17 protein-coding genes are annotated in these 16681 nt (G+C 71.5%); 4 read left to right on the top strand and 13 right to left on the bottom strand.

What is annotated here, in order from left to right; translation table 11 throughout:
- Nucleotides 1-17: 17 nt before the first annotated feature.
- The 5 genes from ACIRA5_RS23140 to rimP all read right to left on the bottom strand — a co-directional run bounded on the left by ACIRA5_RS23140 (nt 18) and on the right by rimP (nt 5745).
- Nucleotides 18-311, bottom strand: a complete 294-nt coding sequence (locus tag ACIRA5_RS23140; RefSeq protein WP_099920380.1) for a DUF503 domain-containing protein — start codon at nt 309-311, stop codon at nt 18-20.
- A 236-nt stretch (nt 312-547) separates the two neighbouring features.
- Entirely contained in the window at nt 548-3697 is a 3150-nt protein-coding gene (gene infB, locus ACIRA5_RS23145) for a translation initiation factor IF-2 (RefSeq protein WP_403693396.1), read from the bottom strand.
- A gap of 147 nt (nt 3698-3844) precedes the next feature.
- Nucleotides 3845-4123, bottom strand: coding sequence for a YlxR family protein (locus tag ACIRA5_RS23150; RefSeq protein ID WP_403693398.1), 279 nt, complete (start codon nt 4121-4123; stop codon nt 3845-3847).
- Between the two features lie 90 nt (nt 4124-4213).
- A complete protein-coding gene (gene nusA / locus ACIRA5_RS23155; protein WP_067371251.1) occupies nt 4214-5236 on the bottom strand; it encodes a transcription termination factor NusA in 1023 nt (340 codons plus the stop codon).
- Between the two features lie 2 nt (nt 5237-5238).
- The gene (gene rimP, locus ACIRA5_RS23160) at nt 5239-5745 is read right to left on the bottom strand and encodes a ribosome maturation factor RimP (RefSeq protein WP_067371250.1); all 507 of its coding nucleotides are present in this window, start codon (nt 5743-5745) and stop codon (nt 5239-5241) included.
- Nucleotides 5746-6007: 262 nt separating this feature from the next.
- Between rimP and ACIRA5_RS23165 the strand changes: the two genes are divergently transcribed.
- The 3 genes from ACIRA5_RS23165 to ACIRA5_RS23175 all read left to right on the top strand — a co-directional run bounded on the left by ACIRA5_RS23165 (nt 6008) and on the right by ACIRA5_RS23175 (nt 8121).
- On the top strand, nt 6008-6592 hold the full coding sequence (locus ACIRA5_RS23165; RefSeq protein WP_403693400.1) for a hypothetical protein: 585 nt from the start codon (nt 6008-6010) through the stop codon (nt 6590-6592).
- Complete coding sequence (locus ACIRA5_RS23170; RefSeq protein ID WP_403693402.1) at nt 6589-7089, top strand: ferritin-like domain-containing protein; 501 nt, start codon at nt 6589-6591, stop codon at nt 7087-7089. Before ACIRA5_RS23165 ends, ACIRA5_RS23170 begins: the two co-directional genes overlap by 4 nt.
- Nucleotides 7090-7179: 90 nt before the next feature.
- On the top strand, nt 7180-8121 hold the full coding sequence (locus ACIRA5_RS23175) for an aminoglycoside phosphotransferase family protein (protein ID WP_403693859.1): 942 nt from the start codon (nt 7180-7182) through the stop codon (nt 8119-8121).
- Nucleotides 8122-8133: 12 nt separating this feature from the next.
- On the opposite strand, the gene ACIRA5_RS23180 is transcribed toward ACIRA5_RS23175, so the two are convergent.
- From ACIRA5_RS23180 to ACIRA5_RS23195, 4 genes are read right to left on the bottom strand one after another with little or no spacing between them, the layout of a single operon-like run.
- Entirely contained in the window at nt 8134-8370 is a 237-nt protein-coding gene (locus tag ACIRA5_RS23180) for a ferredoxin (protein ID WP_403693404.1), read from the bottom strand.
- A 1-nt stretch (nt 8371) separates the two neighbouring features.
- Nucleotides 8372-9649: an NADH-ubiquinone oxidoreductase-F iron-sulfur binding region domain-containing protein gene (locus ACIRA5_RS23185; RefSeq protein WP_403693406.1), complete on the bottom strand. Its 1278-nt coding sequence runs from the start codon at nt 9647-9649 to the stop codon at nt 8372-8374.
- A complete protein-coding gene (locus ACIRA5_RS23190; RefSeq protein ID WP_403693408.1) occupies nt 9646-10245 on the bottom strand; it encodes a ferric reductase-like transmembrane domain-containing protein in 600 nt (199 codons plus the stop codon). Before ACIRA5_RS23190 ends, ACIRA5_RS23185 begins: the two co-directional genes overlap by 4 nt.
- The gene (locus ACIRA5_RS23195; RefSeq protein WP_403693410.1) at nt 10242-11222 is read right to left on the bottom strand and encodes an FAD:protein FMN transferase; all 981 of its coding nucleotides are present in this window, start codon (nt 11220-11222) and stop codon (nt 10242-10244) included. The genes ACIRA5_RS23190 and ACIRA5_RS23195 overlap by 4 nt, the downstream gene beginning before the upstream one ends.
- Before the next feature lie 33 nt (nt 11223-11255).
- Here ACIRA5_RS23195 and ACIRA5_RS23200 point away from each other — a divergent pair, with 33 nt between their 5' ends.
- Nucleotides 11256-11702 carry a hypothetical protein gene (locus tag ACIRA5_RS23200; RefSeq protein WP_403693411.1) on the top strand — a complete coding sequence of 149 codons (447 nt, stop codon included), beginning with the start codon at nt 11256-11258 and terminating at the stop codon, nt 11700-11702.
- A gap of 52 nt (nt 11703-11754) precedes the next feature.
- Here ACIRA5_RS23200 and ACIRA5_RS23205 read toward each other — a convergent pair whose 3' ends face one another.
- The 4 genes from ACIRA5_RS23205 to ispG form a co-directional block, all read right to left on the bottom strand.
- Nucleotides 11755-13452, bottom strand: a complete 1698-nt coding sequence (locus ACIRA5_RS23205) for a proline--tRNA ligase (RefSeq protein ID WP_403693413.1) — start codon at nt 13450-13452, stop codon at nt 11755-11757.
- A 104-nt stretch (nt 13453-13556) separates the two neighbouring features.
- The gene (locus ACIRA5_RS23210) at nt 13557-14126 is read right to left on the bottom strand and encodes a GNAT family N-acetyltransferase (RefSeq protein ID WP_403693415.1); all 570 of its coding nucleotides are present in this window, start codon (nt 14124-14126) and stop codon (nt 13557-13559) included.
- 154 nt (nt 14127-14280) lie between these two features.
- On the bottom strand, nt 14281-15129 hold the full coding sequence (locus ACIRA5_RS23215) for a GNAT family N-acetyltransferase (RefSeq protein ID WP_075031337.1): 849 nt from the start codon (nt 15127-15129) through the stop codon (nt 14281-14283).
- 245 nt (nt 15130-15374) lie between these two features.
- Nucleotides 15375-16532, bottom strand: coding sequence for a flavodoxin-dependent (E)-4-hydroxy-3-methylbut-2-enyl-diphosphate synthase (gene ispG, locus ACIRA5_RS23220; protein WP_403693417.1), 1158 nt, complete (start codon nt 16530-16532; stop codon nt 15375-15377).
- Nucleotides 16533-16681: the final 149 nt, after the last annotated feature.

Raw genomic sequence — 16681 nt, forward strand, 5'->3', positions numbered from 1 at the left:
TCGCCTTGCTTGTTCCGTCAGTCTTCGTCTGTATGAAGTCTGCGCCGTACCGACAGCAGCTCCACCTCCGGTCGCGCCGCGACGAACCGCTCGCACCGGTCCAGTACGTCGGTGAGGTGCTCGGTGTCTCCGGAGACCACCGCCAGGCCGATCTCGGCCCTGCGATGAAGGTCCTGGTTGTCCGTCTCCGCCACGCTCACCGCGTACTTCCGCTGGAGTTCAGCGACGATCGGCCGGACGAGAGAGCGTTTCTCCTTGAGCGAGTGCACATCGCCGAGGAGCAGATCGAAGGACAGCGTCCCCACATACATGTGTAACCGGATGTCCCGCCGGTACGGGATAGATGGCCTGCCAATGCGCTTGGCAGGGACATCAGAACCGTACAACGAACCCCTGGCTCGCTCGACGGAGTTTCGCCCCCGCACCGGCGAGGGCCGTTCACGCAGTTCCCCGCGTCCCTGAAAGGGGCGCGGGGAACTGCGCGATCTTTTAAACGGCAAGCTGGCCGACGATGAGTAATCACCGTCGGCCAGCTCGAGCCACTGCGTTACGCCCGCGGCTTCTCGCGCATCTCGTACGTCGCGATGACGTCGTCGACCTTGATGTCGTTGAAGTTTCCGAGGTTGATACCACCCTCGAAGCCTTCGCGGATCTCGGTGACGTCGTCCTTGAAGCGACGCAGACCGGAGATGTTGAGGTTCTCCGCGATGACCTTGCCGTCGCGGACGAGGCGCGCCTTGGTGTTGCGCTTGACCTCGCCCGAGCGGACCAGGACACCGGCGATGTTGCCCAGCTTGGACGACTTGAAGACCTCGCGGATCTCCGCCGTGCCGAGCTCGACCTCCTCGTACTCCGGCTTGAGCATGCCCTTGAGGGCCGCCTCGATCTCCTCGATGGCCTGGTAGATCACCGAGTAGTACCGGACGTCGACGCCCTCGCGCTCCGCCATCTGCGCCGCGCGGCCCGCAGCGCGGACGTTGAAGCCGATGACGATCGCGTCGGAGCCGGTCGCCAGGTTGATGTCCGACTCGGTGACCGCACCCACACCGCGGTGCAGGACACGGATGTCGACCTCGTCGCCGACGTCGAGCTGGAGCAGCGAGGACTCGAGAGCCTCCACCGAACCGGACGCGTCGCCCTTGATGATGAGGTTGAGTTCCTGCACCAGACCGGCCTTGAGGGCCTCGTCCAGGTTCTCCAGGGAGAACCGGACACCCCGGCGGGCGAAGTTGGCGTTGCGCTCACGCGCCGCGCGCTTCTCGGCGATCTGACGCGCCGTGCGGTCCTCGTCGACAACCAGGAAGTTGTCGCCGGCGCCCGGGACGTTGGTGAGACCCAGGACCAGGACGGGAGTCGACGGAGTCGCTTCCTCGACGTTGTTGCCGTTGTCGTCGAGCATCGCCCGGACACGGCCGTACGCGTCGCCGACGACCATCGTGTCGCCGATGCGCAGCGTGCCGCGCTGGACCAGGACCGTCGAGACGGCGCCGCGGCCACGGTCGAGGTGGGACTCGATCGCGATGCCCTGCGCGTCCTGCTCCGGGTTGGCCCGCAGGTCGAGCGAGGCGTCCGCGGTCAGGACCACGGCCTCCAGCAGCTCCTCGATGTTGAGGCCCTGCTTGGCGGAGATGTCGACGAACATCGTGTCGCCGCCGTACTCCTCGGCCACCAGACCGAACTCGGTGAGCTGACCGCGCACCTTGGTCGGGTCGGCACCCTCGACGTCGATCTTGTTGACCGCGACCACGATCGGCACGTCGGCCGCCTTGGCGTGGTTCAGCGCCTCGATCGTCTGGGGCATCACACCGTCGTTGGCCGCCACCACGAGGATCGCGATGTCGGTCGACTTCGCACCACGGGCACGCATGGCGGTGAACGCCTCGTGACCCGGGGTGTCGATGAAGGTGATCTTGCGCTCTTCGTCGTTGACCTGAGTCGTGACCTGGTACGCACCGATGTGCTGGGTGATACCGCCGGCCTCGCCCGCGACGACGTTCGTCTTGCGGATGGTGTCGAGAAGGCGGGTCTTACCGTGGTCGACGTGACCCATGACGGTCACGACCGGCGGACGCGCGACGAGGAACTCCTCGCCACCCTCGTCCTCGCCGAACTCGATGTCGAAGGACTCGAGCAGCTCGCGGTCCTCCTCCTCGGGGCTGACGATCTCGAGGACGAAGTTCATCTCGTCCGCGAGGAGCTTCAGCGTCTCGTCGGAGACGGACTGCGTGGCAGTGACCATCTCGCCGAGGTTCATCATCACGCCGACGAGCGACGCCGGGTTGGCGCCGATCTTCTCCGCGAAGTCGGTGAGGGACGCACCGCGCGACAGGCGGACGGACTGTCCGTTGCCGCGAGGCAGCATCACGCCGCCGACCGACGGGGCCTGCATGGCCTCGTACTCCTGGCGCCTCTGCCGCTTCGACTTGCGACCACGACGCGCCGGACCGCCGGGACGGCCGAACGCACCCTGCGTGCCACCACGGCCACCGGGACCACCCGGACGACCGCCGAAGCCGGGACGGCCACCGCCGCCACCGCCGGGACCACCGGGACGACCGGCGAAACCGCCACCGCCGCCACCGCCGGGACCGGCCGGACGACCGGCGAAACCGCCACCGCCGCCACCGGGACGACCGGCGGAGCCGCCGCCACCCGGACGACCGCCGCCGCCACCGGGACCACCGGGACGACCGCCGCCGCCACCGGGACCGCGGCCACCGGGGCCACCGCCGGGACGCGGACTGCCCGCAGCGGGACGCTGCGGCATCATGCCGGGGTTGGGACGGTTACCGGCGGGGCCACCGCCGGGACGCGGAGCGCCGCCCTGCGGACGAGGCATGCCGCCCGGAGTCGGACGGGCACCGCCCGGACCGCCCTGCGGGCGCGGAGCGCCGCCGGGACCGCCCTGGGGACGGGGACCACGGTCCTGACCCGCGCCCTGCGGACGCGGAGCGCCGCCGGGACGGTCACCACCGGGACGCGGGGCACCGCCCGGACGGGGCGCCTGCGGGCGCGCCATGCCGGTGGAGCCACCAGAGGTGAACGGGTTGTTGCCCGGACGCGGGCCGGCCGGACGAGCGCCGGGACGCGGGGCCTGGCCGCCGGGACGCGGGGCGCCCTGACGGTCGCCGCGCTCGGGACGGTCGCCGCGACCCTGACCACCCTGGCCGGGACCACCGGCCGGACGGGCACCGCCGGGACGCGGAGCCTGGCCGGCGGGACGCGGGGCGCCCGGACGGGGACCTGCGGCGGGAGCCGCGGGAGCCGACGGGGGCGCGGTGAACTCGGCCGCGACCGGAGCCGGAGCCGCCGGAGCGGGCTTCGGGGCGGGCTTGGGACCCGGGGTCGGGCGCGGACCCGCAGCAGCCGGAGTGACGGGAGCCGCCGGAGCTGCCGGAGCAGCGGCGGGGCGCTCGGCCACGGCCGGCTTCGGGGCCGGCGGGCGCGGGGCGGCCGGACGGGCAGCCTGCGCCGGAGAGGGGGCACCCGGCTTCGCCGGGGCAGCCTTACGTGCGGGGGCGGGCTTGCCGCCACCGCTGCCCTGCTGCAGGGCGTCAGTCAGTTTGCGTACAACGGGCGCCTCGATCGTCGAGGACGCCGAACGGACGAATTCACCGAGCTCTTGGAGCTTGGCCATGACGACCTTGCTCTCAACCCCGAACTCCTTGGCGAGTTCGTATACCCGGACCTTAGCCACTTCGCTCCTTTTAGGTCCGGGTTGCGTCCGGACCGTCGCTACTTCATGGGCGTACTCATCGCGTGCTCATCGAGTGCTCATCGCAATCTCGACCTACTTCCAACTCGCGGGGTACCAGGGCCGCACGGGGGTTCCGTACGACGCTCCTTACGGTGTTGCCTGCTCGACACAGAGGCGCAACGCCGCTGTGTCGAGCGGTCCCGGGGCACGCAGCGCCCTTGGGAACGCCCGGCGGCGTACCGCCAGGTCGAAACAGACCAGGGCGGGGTGCACATAAGCGCCCCGGCCGGGCAGCGTACCGCGATGATCGGGGACGCATTCGCCCTCGACCGCCACGGTCCGCAGCAGATCAGTCTTGGCCGCTCGCTCCCGGCACCCCACACAGGTGCGTTCAGGGCATGCGCGGGCTCGCGTCCGGCCAGACACTCTTAAGTCTACCTCCCCGCACCGACCTCACCCCTTTGGGGCAAGAATCGAACGGTCGTTGTCGTGATCTAAGCCACCTACGGCTCAGAACTATTCCCGGTGCTGGTCCGCGCCGCGCCGAGCGGTCTCGTCGGACGGCTGCTCGGTGTCCGGACGGATGTCGATGCGCCAGCCGGTGAGGCGGGCCGCGAGGCGGGCGTTCTGGCCCTCCTTGCCGATCGCCAGCGACAGCTGGTAGTCCGGGACGGTCACGCGCGCGGAGCGGGCCGCGAGGTCCACGACCTCGACCTTGGAGACGCGGGCCGGGGAGAGCGCGTTCGCCACCATCTCGGCCGGGTCGTCCGACCAGTCGACGATGTCGATCTTCTCGCCGTTCAGCTCGGCCATCACGTTGCGCACCCGGCCGCCCATGGGGCCGATGCAGGCACCCTTGGCGTTCAGACCCGAACGGGTGGACCGGACGGCGATCTTCGTACGGTGACCGGCCTCGCGTGCGATCGCGGAGATCTCGACGGACCCGTCGGCGATCTCCGGAACCTCCAGCGCGAAGAGCTTCTTCACCAGATTGGGGTGCGTGCGCGACAGGGTGACGGACGGACCTCGTACGCCCTTCGCCACCCGAACGACGTACGAGCGCAGCCGCAGCCCGTGCTGATACGTCTCTCCTGGGACCTGCTCCTGCACCGGCAGGATGGCCTCCAGCTTGCCGATGTCGACGAGCACGTTCTTGGGGTCGCGCCCCTGCTGCACGACACCCGTGACGATGTCGCCCTCACGCCCGGCGTACTCACCGAGCGTCGCGTCGTCCTCGGCGTCCCGCAGGCGCTGCAGGATGACCTGCTTGGCGGTGGTCGCGGCGATCCGGCCGAACCCCGACGGGGTGTCGTCGAACTCGCGTGCCTCCTGCCCCTCCTCCAGGTCCTCGGGGTCCTCCTTCGCCCACACGGTCACATGGCCGGTCTCCCGGTCGAGCTTGACGCGCGCGTGTCGGCGGCTTCCCTCGGTGCGGTGGTAGGCGATGAGGAGGGCCGACTCGATCGCCTCGACCAGCAGGTCGAAGGAGATCTCCTTCTCCCGTACCAAGCCCCGCAGGGCACTCATGTCGATGTCCACGGCTACGCCTCCTCTGCGTTCTCTTCGTTCTTGTTCTTACGGTTGAACTCGACCTGGACGCGGGCCTTGGCGATGTCCTGGAAGACGAGTCGCTTGGCGGTGGGCTTGCGCCCCTTCACGCCCGGCACCTCGACATCGACTCCCTCTTCGTCCACGTCGAGGATTCTCGCGACCAACTCGCCGCCGTCTCCGAGCTGGAACTTCACCAGGCGGTCCGTGGCGCGTACATAGTGACGGTGCTCCTTGAGCTCGCGCTCGGCACCGGGGGTTCCGACCTCGAGGGTGTACTCGCCCTCGCCCATCGCGTCCGTCTCGTCGAGCTTCGCCGAGAGCGCGCGGCTCACATCGGCGATCGCGTCCAGATCGGCACCTTCGTCCGAATCGACGACTACACGCAGCACACGCTTGCGTCCGACCGAGTCCACTTCGACCTCTTCGAGGTCGAGTCCCTGAGAGCTGACGAGCGGTTCCAGCAGTACTCGCAGCCTCTCGCTCTGGGTGGTGCTCATCCGGGTGACTCCTCGGCCGCGTGTGCTGTTGTGGGTTGGTCGTGTGTCTGGTCAAAGGGTATCCGGTCGCGGAGGGTGTTGCCGTCCACCTTCCCCGTCCCCCGACGGGGTTCTCCCAAGACGCGCGGGGAACCGCGCACCCGACGAGTCCGGGGCCGAGCGGCGGTGGCGAGCCCATGGGGGCCGATCGCGTGGGGCACGGGTACCGTGATCACGGGCGTGCCGCCCTCCCTTTCGTACGAGCCTTCCGAGGACGTCTGCCGTGCCGTTCACCCTGCCGCCGCGCACCCCCTCGGGGCCGCGCCGAAGGAGCCTGCTCGCCTCCGCCGCGGGCGCCCTCGTGCTCGTGGGCTGTTCCGCCCCCGAGCCGTCCACCGACACCACGGTCCAGAGCCCCTCGGCCGCGGACCGCGCACGCGCACGTGCGGCCCGCGACAGCGAGTCGCTCGCGGCACGCTACGCCGCCGTGATCACCGCCCATCCCCCGCTGGCGGCCCGGCTGAGGCCACTGCGGGCGGAGGTCGTACGGCACATGCAGGCGTTCGGGGGCAGCGGCACCGCCGGCAGCCGGCCCTCCGGCTCGGCCTCGGCCTCGGCCTCGGCCTCGGCCTCGGCCTCGGCCTCGGCTTCTGCTTCTGCTTCTGCTTCTGCGCACCCCAGCCCCTCCCCCACCGTGGCCGCCCGGGAGAAGGACGCCCTCGCCGACCTCGCGACCGCCGAGCGCACCCTGGCCGACCAGCGGACGAAGGACCTGCTGACGGTCCCGGGCGAGCTGGCCAGGCTGCTCGCCTCGGTGGCCGCGGCCGGAGCCGCACACGCGTTCCTGCTGACGGAGGGTGCCAAGTGAGCACAACCAAGGACACGAAAAGCACCAAGGACGCCGAGCAGGCCGAGCTCGGCGCGTTGCAGGCCGCGCTCGCCGCCGAGCACGCCGCCGTCTACGGGTACGGAGTCGTCGGCGGCAGGATCGACGAGGCACGCCGGGGCGAGGCCCGGTCGGCGTACGACGCCCATCGGGCGCGGCGCGACGAACTCGCGCGCGCCGTACGGGACCTGGGCGGCAGGCCGGCGGTCTCCGCGGCGGCGTACGCGCTGCCGTTCGACGTGAAGGACTCCGTCGCGGCCGTCCAGCTCGCTGCCGATCTGGAGGAACGCGTGGCCGGGGTGTACTCCGACCTCGTACGAGCCTCCACGGGCGATCGGCGGCGCTCGGCCGCCGAGGCGCTGCGGGAGGCGGCAGTGCGGGCGGTGCGCTGGCGCGGCGAGAGCGTAGCCTTCCCTGGTCTCGCCGAGCGTGCGGCCCCCTCGGCCACCCTTGCCGCGGCGACGCCGTCGCCCTCGTGACGCGCCCCTGACGGCCCGGACGAGACGACCCGGACGACCTGGACGACTTGGACCAGCTGGAAAGGAACACTTCGCGCAATGGACTCGCGCATGGCCTTCGAACCGCCGCGGCGCCTGGTACGGGCACTCGGCGAGACGCAGCGGAGCGGGTCCAACGGATCCGGCGGGTCCAACGGGACGGGCGAGTGGCTGGACACGCTGCCCGTGCTGGCGCAACAGGCGGTCGATCTACGCGAGTTGACCGTGGAGCGGGTGCAGGCACCCGGCGGTCGCAGCAGCCTTGTCCTGCTCGTCAGGCAGGCCGACGGGACGCCCGCCGTGCTGAAGCTGGCGCCGCCACGGGCCCGTCCGGAGAGCGAGCGGGCCGCGCTCGCCCACTGGGACGGGCGGGGCGCCGTACAGCTCCTCAACCCCGCGGACGCGCAGGGCGACACCCACGGCGTACTGCTGTTGGAGCGCTTGCGTCCCGATCTGTCCGTGCGTTCGCTGCCGGAGGCGAAGGCTCTGCTGGAGGCCGCCGGGACGCTGCGGCGGCTGTGGGTCGAACCGCCCGCCACCCATGTCTTCGAGACCGTGGCCGAGCGGACCGGGCGGCAGGCCGAGGCGATGCGGGCGGCGGCGAGCGTCGACACCGAGGTCGCGCCACTGGTCGACGCGGCGCTCGCGGCCCGCGAGGAACTCCTCGCCGGACCGCCCGAGGAACGGCTGCTGCACGGCACCTTCCGGCAGAGCAAGGTGCTTGCCGGTGAGCGCATGCCCTGGCTGGCCGTGGGCCCGGACCCGGTGGTCGGCGAGTGCGCCTTCGACCTGGCCCGGCTGGTCCGGGACCGGGTGGAGGACCTGATCGCGTCCCCTTCGGGGTCGTCGATCACACGGCGACGGGTGAAGCGGCTCGCCGAGTCCCTGGAGGTGGACCAGGAGCGGCTGCGGGGCTGGACGTTGTTCCGGGCGGTCGAGTCCGGCGTACGGGCGGGGCGGGTCGGGCGGCCGCAGGACGCGGAGCTGTTGCTGGAGTTCGCGAGCTGGCTCTGACCGCCCGGACCCCTAACCTCCCTGTGCGGTGGTGAGTTTGAGGGCCAGTAGCGGGCAGTCGGCGGCAGCTCTGCGGGCGCGTTTCAGGGTGGTGGGCGGAAGGGGGGCCTCGCCCAGGAGCGGGTAGCCCCACTCGTCGAGCGTGATGTGTTCGGGGAGGAGTTCCGCGCACAGGCCGTGGCCCTGGCAGGCGGTCCAGTCGACATCCAGGCGGTGCGTGCGGTCGGTGCGGTGGGCGTGGCGGGCCATGTCAGTTCCTGTTCGCGGGGACGGGCAGCAGCGGGGAGTGGTCACTCGCCGTGCAGTGGCCCGCGGCGTGCGCGTCGAGTTCGGCGGCGAAGGTCGCAAGTGCGCTGCGCACCAGGCGGACCGTGCCGTCGGGGTGGTGGCAGGCGCCGCGGCCCTCGACGAGTCCGGCCCAACGGGCGATGTCCTCGCGGGTGCCGCCCTGCGGGCCGGGTGCGGCCAGGGTCTGGAAAGCGGCGGCGATACGGGGCAGACCGTTGAGGCAGGGTCCGCACTGGCCCGCCGATTCGAGGGCCAGGTAGCGCAGCACACGGGCGGTCTCGGCGAGACCGCAGCGGTTCAGGGGCAGCGCGGCGAGGACGCCCGCGCCGAGGTCGGCGACGGTCAGCGTGCGGGTCGCGGCCTCGGCGGCCGGGAGCCAGGTGCCGTGGTAGCCGCCGACCAGGACCGCGCCCATGCCGTCGAGCGGAAGGAGACGGCGCAGCGGCATGCCGAAGGGGGCTTCGACGACCCGTACCTCGCGGCCTGGCACATGCACCGTGCACAGGGCGCTGCCCGGTTCGGCCGGGGTGCCCACCGAGCGGAACCAGTCGGCGCCGTAGCGGGCGATCAGGGCGAGGTGGGCGAGCGTCTCGACGTTCTGGACGAGCGTCGGCGCGCGGTGCGCGCCCTGCTCGCGCACCGGGGGCCGCTGGTGGCGCGGCAGGGCCGCGTGTCCGGAGACGTACTGGGTGAGGGCCGAGGACTGGCCGGACAGGAAGCGCTTGGGGACGCGTACGGTGCGCACCCGTAGCGGGTCACGTCGCTCGGCGAGCGCCGCTTCGAGGGGCGTGGCGTGGTCCTCGACCGCGAGGTACGCCTCCCCCGCGCCGACCGCCTCGGCCACCAACTGCAGCCCGTCCAGGACGAGATGGGGCGACAGTCGCAGCAGGGTCTTGTCTTTCGCGCTCGCGGGCTCGCCCTCCGCGCCGTTGGCGACGACGACCGGGGTGCGACCGGTGCGGCGGCCCGCCTCGGCGACCGAGACCAGCTTGCGGTACGTGGGGAAGGCGGCGCCGCCGCGGCCGGTGAGCCCGGACTCGGCGAGCGTGCGCAGCAGTGGGGCCGGGTCGCCGTGCGCCACGGGGCCGTAGCGCTGCTCGTGGGTGGTGAAGCCGGCCGGGGCGCCGCCGGGGGCGAGCAGGCGCGGTGGCATGTAGATGTCCGCGAAGGTGCCGGCCATGGCCGTCGTCCCAGTCGCAGTCACGGTCGCAGTCGTGGTCGTGGTCGTGGTCGCGGTCATGGGCGGGCTCCTTCGGGCGTACGGGCTTCGGCCGTACGGAGCAGGGTGGACGGGGTTCGCCCGGAGGCGCGGGCCGCGTGGGCGACGCGGATGCCGAAGGCCGTGAGGACCGCGGCCACACAGGAGATCGTCAGCCACAGCATCCAGCCGGCGCCGGTGTCCGTGCCGATGCCGATGCCGTGGATGAGCGCGATCGGCCAGGAGGCCCAGGCCAGCCAGTGGACGGCGCGCCAGGCGCGGTGCCCGATGCGCGCGCGGAGCAGGCTGGTGATCAGTACCGCGAGCATCAGATCGAGGGCCACCGTGCCGAGGCCCAGCCAGAGGGGTCGGTAGGTGGAGGCGAACGGGACGAGGACGTCGAGGGGGCTGATGCTCACATAGCTGTCGACGACCGCGGCCGTGACGTGCAGGACCAGGAAGACGAGGGCGGAGAGGGAGAGGGTGCGGTGCAGTTGGACCGTCCCGAACCTCGGGAGGCCGGGGAGTCTGCCGCGCAGGCGTACGGCGATGCCCAGGAGCACGACGACGGTGAACAGGACCAGGCTGACCGCGCCGGTCGCTCTGTTGGCGTACCAGAGGAGGGAGGAGTCGCTCATGCGGCGGCCTCGGGTCCGGACCAGGCCGGGGCGGAAGCCGGCCAGCCCGGTGTCGTCACCACGGTGCCGTCGTTCGCCACCAGACGTGCGGGCAGGCCGAGCCCTGCCAGCCACCGTTGCGCGCCCTCGCCCTTGACCAGGGCCGCCGTGCCGGCCGCGTTGGCGTCCGCGCAGGTCGCGGCGGCCACGGAGACCGTGCGCCAGGGGGTCTCGGCGGGCAGGCCGGTGTACGGGTCGACGATGTGGTGGAGGTCGTGGACGCCCCGGCGCCAGCGCCGGGCCGTCGTGCCTGAGGTCGCGAGGCCGCCGCTCCGGATGGCGACCGTGGCGTACGTGCCCGGCGCGGGTGTCTCGTCGACCGGGCCCGTGGCGTCCTGGACGCGGATGCGCCAGCCGCCCGCCGGGGGTTCGCCGGCCACGGCCGTGTCGCCGCCGAGGCTCACCAGGACTCCGCAGCCCGCCGCCTCGGCGAGCAGGTCGGCGGCCTTGTCGGCGGCCCAGGCCTTGGCCGTGGCGCCCAGGTCGAGGCGGACCCCGGCCGGAACGGTGACCGTGTCGGTCGCGCGGTCCAGGGTCACCGCGCGCCAGCCCGGGACCGGGCGGACGGTGAGCCGGATCGGACGGCCGTCGTCCTGGACCAGCCGGAAGTCACGGTCGTAGCCGAGGGCGGCGATGGCCGAGCCGACCGTGGGATCGACGGCCCCGTCGGTCGCGGCGGCGGCGCGCAGGGCGACGGCCAGTGCCTCGGCGAGCAGCGGGCTGACCCTGACCGGGCGGCCCCGCGCCTGGTCGAGGGCCACCAGCTCCGAGTCCGGACGGAACCGGCTGCACGCGGCGTCGACCTCGGCGAGGTGCCGGGCGAGCAGCAGGTTGCAGGAGTCCAGCAGGACCGGGTCGGTGGTGACCAGGCGGACGCTGGTGCCGAGGGCGCGCCAGTCGGCGGCGGCCGTGGTGCGGTGGGTCGCCGTGGCCGTCACGACGCCCCCGAAGTGGAGTCGGCGGAGCCACCGTTGGAGGTCGTGGGATCGGCGGACGGCGACTTGAGGGTCGAGTCCGAGGAGGAACTCGACGCAGACGAAGTGGATGACGTCGATGACGTCGATGACGTCGATGCCGAAGTGGATGACGTGGATGAGGTGGATGAGGTGGTCGCCGAGGAGTCCGTGCCGCTGCTCGAACTCGACGAACCCGTTCCCGTCGCACTGCCGCTCGCCGTAGTGTCCGCGTCCGCGTGCATCGTGCCGACCAGGGCGAAGACCCCGGCCGCCGCTGCCAGCGTGACCGCCGCCGCGGCGGCCGCCGTACGCCGTGCTCCTCTGCGGACCGCCGCGGCGGCCCCCCGCTCGCTGCCTGTCATGGCTGCTCCCCTCCGAATGACGCTCTGTCACGTCCTACGGTCGGGGAGCAGCCTGAGAGAAGTCTGTGAGGCAGCCCTACGCCTCGGAAGAAGTCTCTGAGAGACGTCTTTGATTTCAGACTTCAAGCAGTTTGGCTACTCGGCCGGTTCTGCTACTCGGCCGCCAGGCGGGCGATCGCCTCGTCCACGGTCAGTTCCTCGCGCTCGCCGGTGCGGCGGTCCTTCAGCTCGAGGACGCCCTCGGCCGAGCGGCGCCCGGCCACCAGGATCTTCGGTACGCCGATGAGCTCGGCGTCCGTGAACTTCACGCCCGGGGAGACCCCGGCGCGGTCGTCCACGAGGACGCGTACGCCCGCCGCGCCGAGCTTCTCCGACACGTCGAGGGCCAGCTCGGTCTGCAGGGCCTTGCCGGCGGCGACGACGTGGACGTCGGCGGGAGCGATCTCCTTGGGCCAGCACAGCCCCTGCTCGTCGGCCGACTGCTCGGCGAGCGCCGCGACCGCGCGGGAGACACCGATGCCGTACGAGCCCATGGTCACGCGGACCGGCTTGCCCTGCTGGCCGAGGACGTCGAGCTGGAAGGTGTCTGCGTACTTGCGGCCGAGCTGGAAGATGTGGCCGATCTCGATGGCGCGGTCCAGCTTGAGGCCGGTGCCGCACTTGGGGCACGGGTCGCCCTCTTCCACCACGACGACGTCCAGGTAGTCGTCGACCTCGAAGTCGCGGCCGGCGACGACGTTCTTCGCGTGCGTGTTGACCTTGTTGGCGCCGGTGACCCAGGCGGTGCCGGGGGCCACCCGCGGGTCGGCGATGTAGCGGACCTTCTCCAGGCCCTGCGGGCCGACGTAGCCGCGCACGAGGTCGCCGCGGCCCTCGAAGTCCTCGGCGGTGACGAGTTCGACGACGGCGGGGGCGAGGTGCTCGCCCAGCTTGCCGAGGTCGACCTCGCGGTTGCCGGGGACGCCTACGGCGACGATCTCGCCGTCGACCTTGACCAGGAGGTTCTTGAGGGTGGCGGAGGCGGGGACACCGAGGTGCGCGGCGAGCGTCTCGATGGTGGGGGTGTCGGGGGTGTCCAGCTCCTCGACCGGGCCGACGCCTGAACCGTCCACCGGCTTCAGGGCGAAGGTGACGGCCTCCGTGTTGGCCGCGTAGTCGCAGGACGGGCAGTCCACGAACGTGTCCTCACCGGCCGCGGCGGGGGCGAGGAACTCCTCCGACGCCGAGCCGCCCATGGCGCCCGAGACGGCCGACACGATGCGGTAGTCCAGGCCCAGACGGGCGAAGATCTTCTGGTAGGCGGCGCGGTGCAGCGCGTACGACTCCGCGAGGCCCTCGTCCGTCGTGTCGAAGGAGTACGAGTCCTTCATCTGGAACTCGCGGCCGCGCAGCACCCCGGAGCGCGGGCGGGCCTCGTCACGGTACTTCGCCTGGATCTGGTACAGCATGACCGGCAGGTCCTTGTAGGACGCGACCTGGTCCTTCACGATGAGCGTGAAGATCTCCTCGTGGGTCGGGCCGAGCAGGTACTCGCCGCCCTTGCGGTCCTTCAGACGGAAGAGGAGGTCGCCGTACTCCTCCCAGCGGGACGAGGCCTCGTAGGGCTCCTTGGGCAGCAGAGCCGGCAGGAGGACCTCCTGCGCCCCGATGGCGTCCATCTCCTCGCGTACGACGCGGGAGATGTTGTCGAGGACCTTCTTGCCGAGCGGCAGCCAGGTCCAGATGCCGGCGGAGTTGCGGCGCACGTAACCGGCGCGGACGAGCAGCTTGTGGTTGAGCGTCTCGGCGTCCGCCGGGTCGTCACGCAGTGTCTTGACCATCAAACGGGACATGCGCTGGACCTGGGCCATGATTCTCGACTCCTGCTGCGTAAGGGTGATGGCTAGGAGGTTAGCCGGGCGGCCCATCCCGGTGGAAATCGGTTAGCGCCCGGCCGGAGGGCAGACCCAGGCGCTCAGCGCCTGCGGAGGGGCAGTGGGGCGCCCATGACGGCGTACGGCTTGGGTGCGCTGGGGAAGAGGACCTGCCGCGCGAGGTCCTCGTACCCGAGCGAGTGGTAGAGGCCGCGGGCCGGGCTGTCGGTGTCGATGGCGGAGAGGATCGAGCGGGGTTCGGTGGCGCTGTCCGTGATGCCGGTGATCAGGGACCGGCCCACGCCGTGGTTCTGGTAGTGCGGGTGGACGTGCAGTTCGGTGATCACGAAGGAGTGGTCGAGCCAGGCGTCGCGTCCCTGGGCGCGCAGATACGGTTCCACGACGGTGGACCACCAGTGGGTGCGGTCGTTGGGCATGCCGTAGACGAAGCCGACGAGCCGTCCTTCGACCGTCGTCGCGCCGAGTGCGCGGGCTCCCGGGTAGGTGAGGTGACGCAGCACGATCTGCCGGCGTACGGCGACCTCGTCGGCGCCGAGCCCGAAGGCCAGGGCCTGCACGGCGAGCGCCTCGTCGACGCGCGCCGCGAGATCCAGCGGGCCGACGACCACGTCGTCGGGGTTGCGGGGGCCCTGACCGGGAAAGCGCAGCATGCCGGGGAGACTACCCGGGCGCTTCGCCGGATTGCGCCGGGACTACGGGGCGTTGGGTCGGGTGCGGGTGGGCCGGGGGCCGATCGGGAGTCGGCCTGAGGCCGGTCGAGGAGTTCCCCACCCCGCGTCCGCGGCATGATCCGCCGGACAGGCCCTAGAACAGCACGCTCATGAACGCGCCGATCTCCTGGAAGCCGACGCGGTGGTACGTCGCCCGGGCCGGGGTGTTGAAGTCGTTGACGTAGAGGCTGACGAGCGGGGCGACGTCGGCGAGGGCGTAGCGCATGACGGCCGCCATGCCTGGGGCCGCCAGACCCTGTCCCCGGTACTCGGGGGCGACCCACACCCCCTGGACCTGGCAGGCCTGCCGGGTGGCGGCGCCGATCTCGGCCTTGAAGACGACCTTGCCGTTCTGGTCGAGACGGGCGAACGAACGGCCGGTGCCGACGAGTTCGGCCACCCGCGCCTGGTAGAGCAGGCCGCCGTCACCGGCGAGCGGTGAGACGCCCACCTCCTCGGTGAACATCGCCACGCACGCCGGCATGATCGTTTCCATCTCGTCCTTGCGGATGCGGCGGACGTACGGATCCGGGGCGATGTCGGCGGGGAGGCGGTCGGTGACCATCAGCGGCTGGTGGGCGCGGACCTCGCGGGCCGGGCCCCAGCTGGGTTCGAGCAGCCGCCACAGCTGGGCGGTGGCCTCGACGGGGCCGACGATCGAGGAGCAGCGGCGGCCGGCCCTTCGCGCCCGGTCCGCGAAGCCGCGGACGGCACGGGGGGTGGCGCAGATCGGGACCAGGTTGGCGCCCGCGTAGCAGAGGGACCGCAGCATGCCGTCCTCGTACCAGCCCCACATCTCGCCGCCGAGCCGCCAGGGGTCGAGGCCCGCGACCTGCACCCGGGACGCGACAAATGCGTTCGCGACCGGGTCGCGGTCGAGGACGGCGAGCGCGGCGTCCAGGTCACTCGGTTCGAGGACCCTGGTGGTGGTCTGGGTCAACAACGGGACGACTCCATCACTCCTTGCGGGCAACGACAGCGCGTCGCGCACCCTGTTAGCGTCGTCGTGTGCTCGTTGTGGGCACCGGTCAGGGCTTGACCGTCGCATCACTGCGAGAAGCCCCCGGGGCGGAGTCACACGGTCTGCTGATCTCCGTACTTTAGCCGGAGATACCAAGCAGCACCGCACGCAGGGACCCGGGCGCCACCTCCGGAGGGGCACCCGGGTCCCTTGCGTCACAAGGTGGGTCAGTCCGTCACCGATACCGAGGGCTCGCCGGAGGCGATGCCGGCGGCCTCCATCTGCTCGGCGAGCTTCATCGCTTCCTCGATGAGCGTCTCGACGATCTTCGACTCGGGGACCGTCTTGATGACCTCGCCCTTGACGAAGATCTGCCCCTTGCCGTTGCCGGAGGCGACGCCGAGGTCGGCCTCGCGGGCCTCGCCCGGACCGTTCACGACGCAGCCCATGACGGCAACGCGGAGGGGGACCTCCATGCCGGTGAGACCGGCGGTGACCTCTTCCGCCAGCTTGTACACGTCGACCTGGGCACGCCCGCAGGACGGGCAGGAGACGATCTCCAGGCCCCGCTGCTTGAGGTTCAGCGACTCCAGGATCTGGAGACCGACCTTGACCTCCTCGGCGGGCGGCGCCGACAGGGACACCCGGATCGTGTCGCCGATGCCCTCGGAGAGCAGCGCTCCGAACGCCACCGCCGACTTGATCGTGCCCTGGAAGGCGGGGCCCGCCTCCGTCACACCGAGGTGCAGGGGGTAGTCGCACGCCGCCGCCAGCTGGCGGTACGCGTTGACCATGACCACCGGGTCGTTGTGCTTGACCGAGATCTTGATGTCCCGGAAGTCGTGCTCCTCGAAGAGGGACGCCTCCCAGAGGGCGGACTCCACGAGCGCCTCGGGGGTCGCCTTGCCGTACTTCTGGAGGAGCCGCTTGTCGAGCGAGCCCGCGTTGACGCCGATCCGGATCGGGGTGCCGGTGTCCTTCGCGGCCCGCGCGATCTCCTTGACCTGGTCGTCGAACTGCTTGATGTTGCCGGGGTTCACACGGACGGCCGCGCAGCCCGCGTTGATCGCCGCGAAGACGTACTTCGGCTGGAAGTGGATGTCCGCGATGACCGGGATCTGGGACTTTCGGGCGATCGTGGCGAGCGCGTCGGCGTCGTCCTGGGTCGGGCACGCCACCCGCACGATCTGGCAACCGGAGGCCGTCAGCTCGGCGATCTGCTGCAGCGTGGCGCCGATGTCCGACGTACGCGTGGTCGTCATCGACTGCACCGAGACGGGTGCGTCTCCACCCACGGCCACGGTTCCGACCTGGATCTGCCGGCTCTTCCGACGCTCGGCGAGCTTGGTCGGAACGGACGGCATGCCGAGAGAAATCGCAGTCATCTGCTGTGCAACCCCAAGTTGTGGATCAAGGTCCCGGAATCGTGGGCTCCAGGCTCCGAGATTACGGCACCGGCGCACGCCCGAGCACATCACGCCCCTAAACCCACCCAACGGATGGCGGCCGGACACCCAAGGTGCCCGGCCGCCAC

This window comes from Streptomyces sp. NPDC096311, assembly GCF_044763085.1.
Taxonomy (GTDB): domain Bacteria; phylum Actinomycetota; class Actinomycetes; order Streptomycetales; family Streptomycetaceae; genus Streptomyces.

Excerpts from the sequence above, each read along its gene's own strand:
- ACIRA5_RS23185 (WP_403693406.1), bottom strand. The coding sequence starts at position 9,649 with ATGACCGCGACCACGACCACGACCACGACTGCGACCGTGACTGCGACT.
- ACIRA5_RS23180 (WP_403693404.1), bottom strand. The coding sequence starts at position 8,370 with ATGGCCCGCCACGCCCACCGCACCGACCGCACGCACCGCCTGGATGTC.
- ACIRA5_RS23140 (WP_099920380.1), bottom strand. The coding sequence starts at position 311 with ATGTATGTGGGGACGCTGTCCTTCGATCTGCTCCTCGGCGATGTGCAC.
- ACIRA5_RS23210 (WP_403693415.1), bottom strand. The coding sequence starts at position 14,126 with ATGCTGCGCTTTCCCGGTCAGGGCCCCCGCAACCCCGACGACGTGGTC.
- ispG (WP_403693417.1), bottom strand. The coding sequence starts at position 16,532 with ATGACTGCGATTTCTCTCGGCATGCCGTCCGTTCCGACCAAGCTCGCC.
- ACIRA5_RS23190 (WP_403693408.1), bottom strand. The coding sequence starts at position 10,245 with ATGAGCGACTCCTCCCTCCTCTGGTACGCCAACAGAGCGACCGGCGCG.
- ACIRA5_RS23205 (WP_403693413.1), bottom strand. The coding sequence starts at position 13,452 with ATGGCCCAGGTCCAGCGCATGTCCCGTTTGATGGTCAAGACACTGCGT.
- rimP (WP_067371250.1), bottom strand. The coding sequence starts at position 5,745 with ATGAGCACCACCCAGAGCGAGAGGCTGCGAGTACTGCTGGAACCGCTC.
- ACIRA5_RS23175 (WP_403693859.1), top strand. The coding sequence starts at position 7,180 with ATGGCCTTCGAACCGCCGCGGCGCCTGGTACGGGCACTCGGCGAGACG.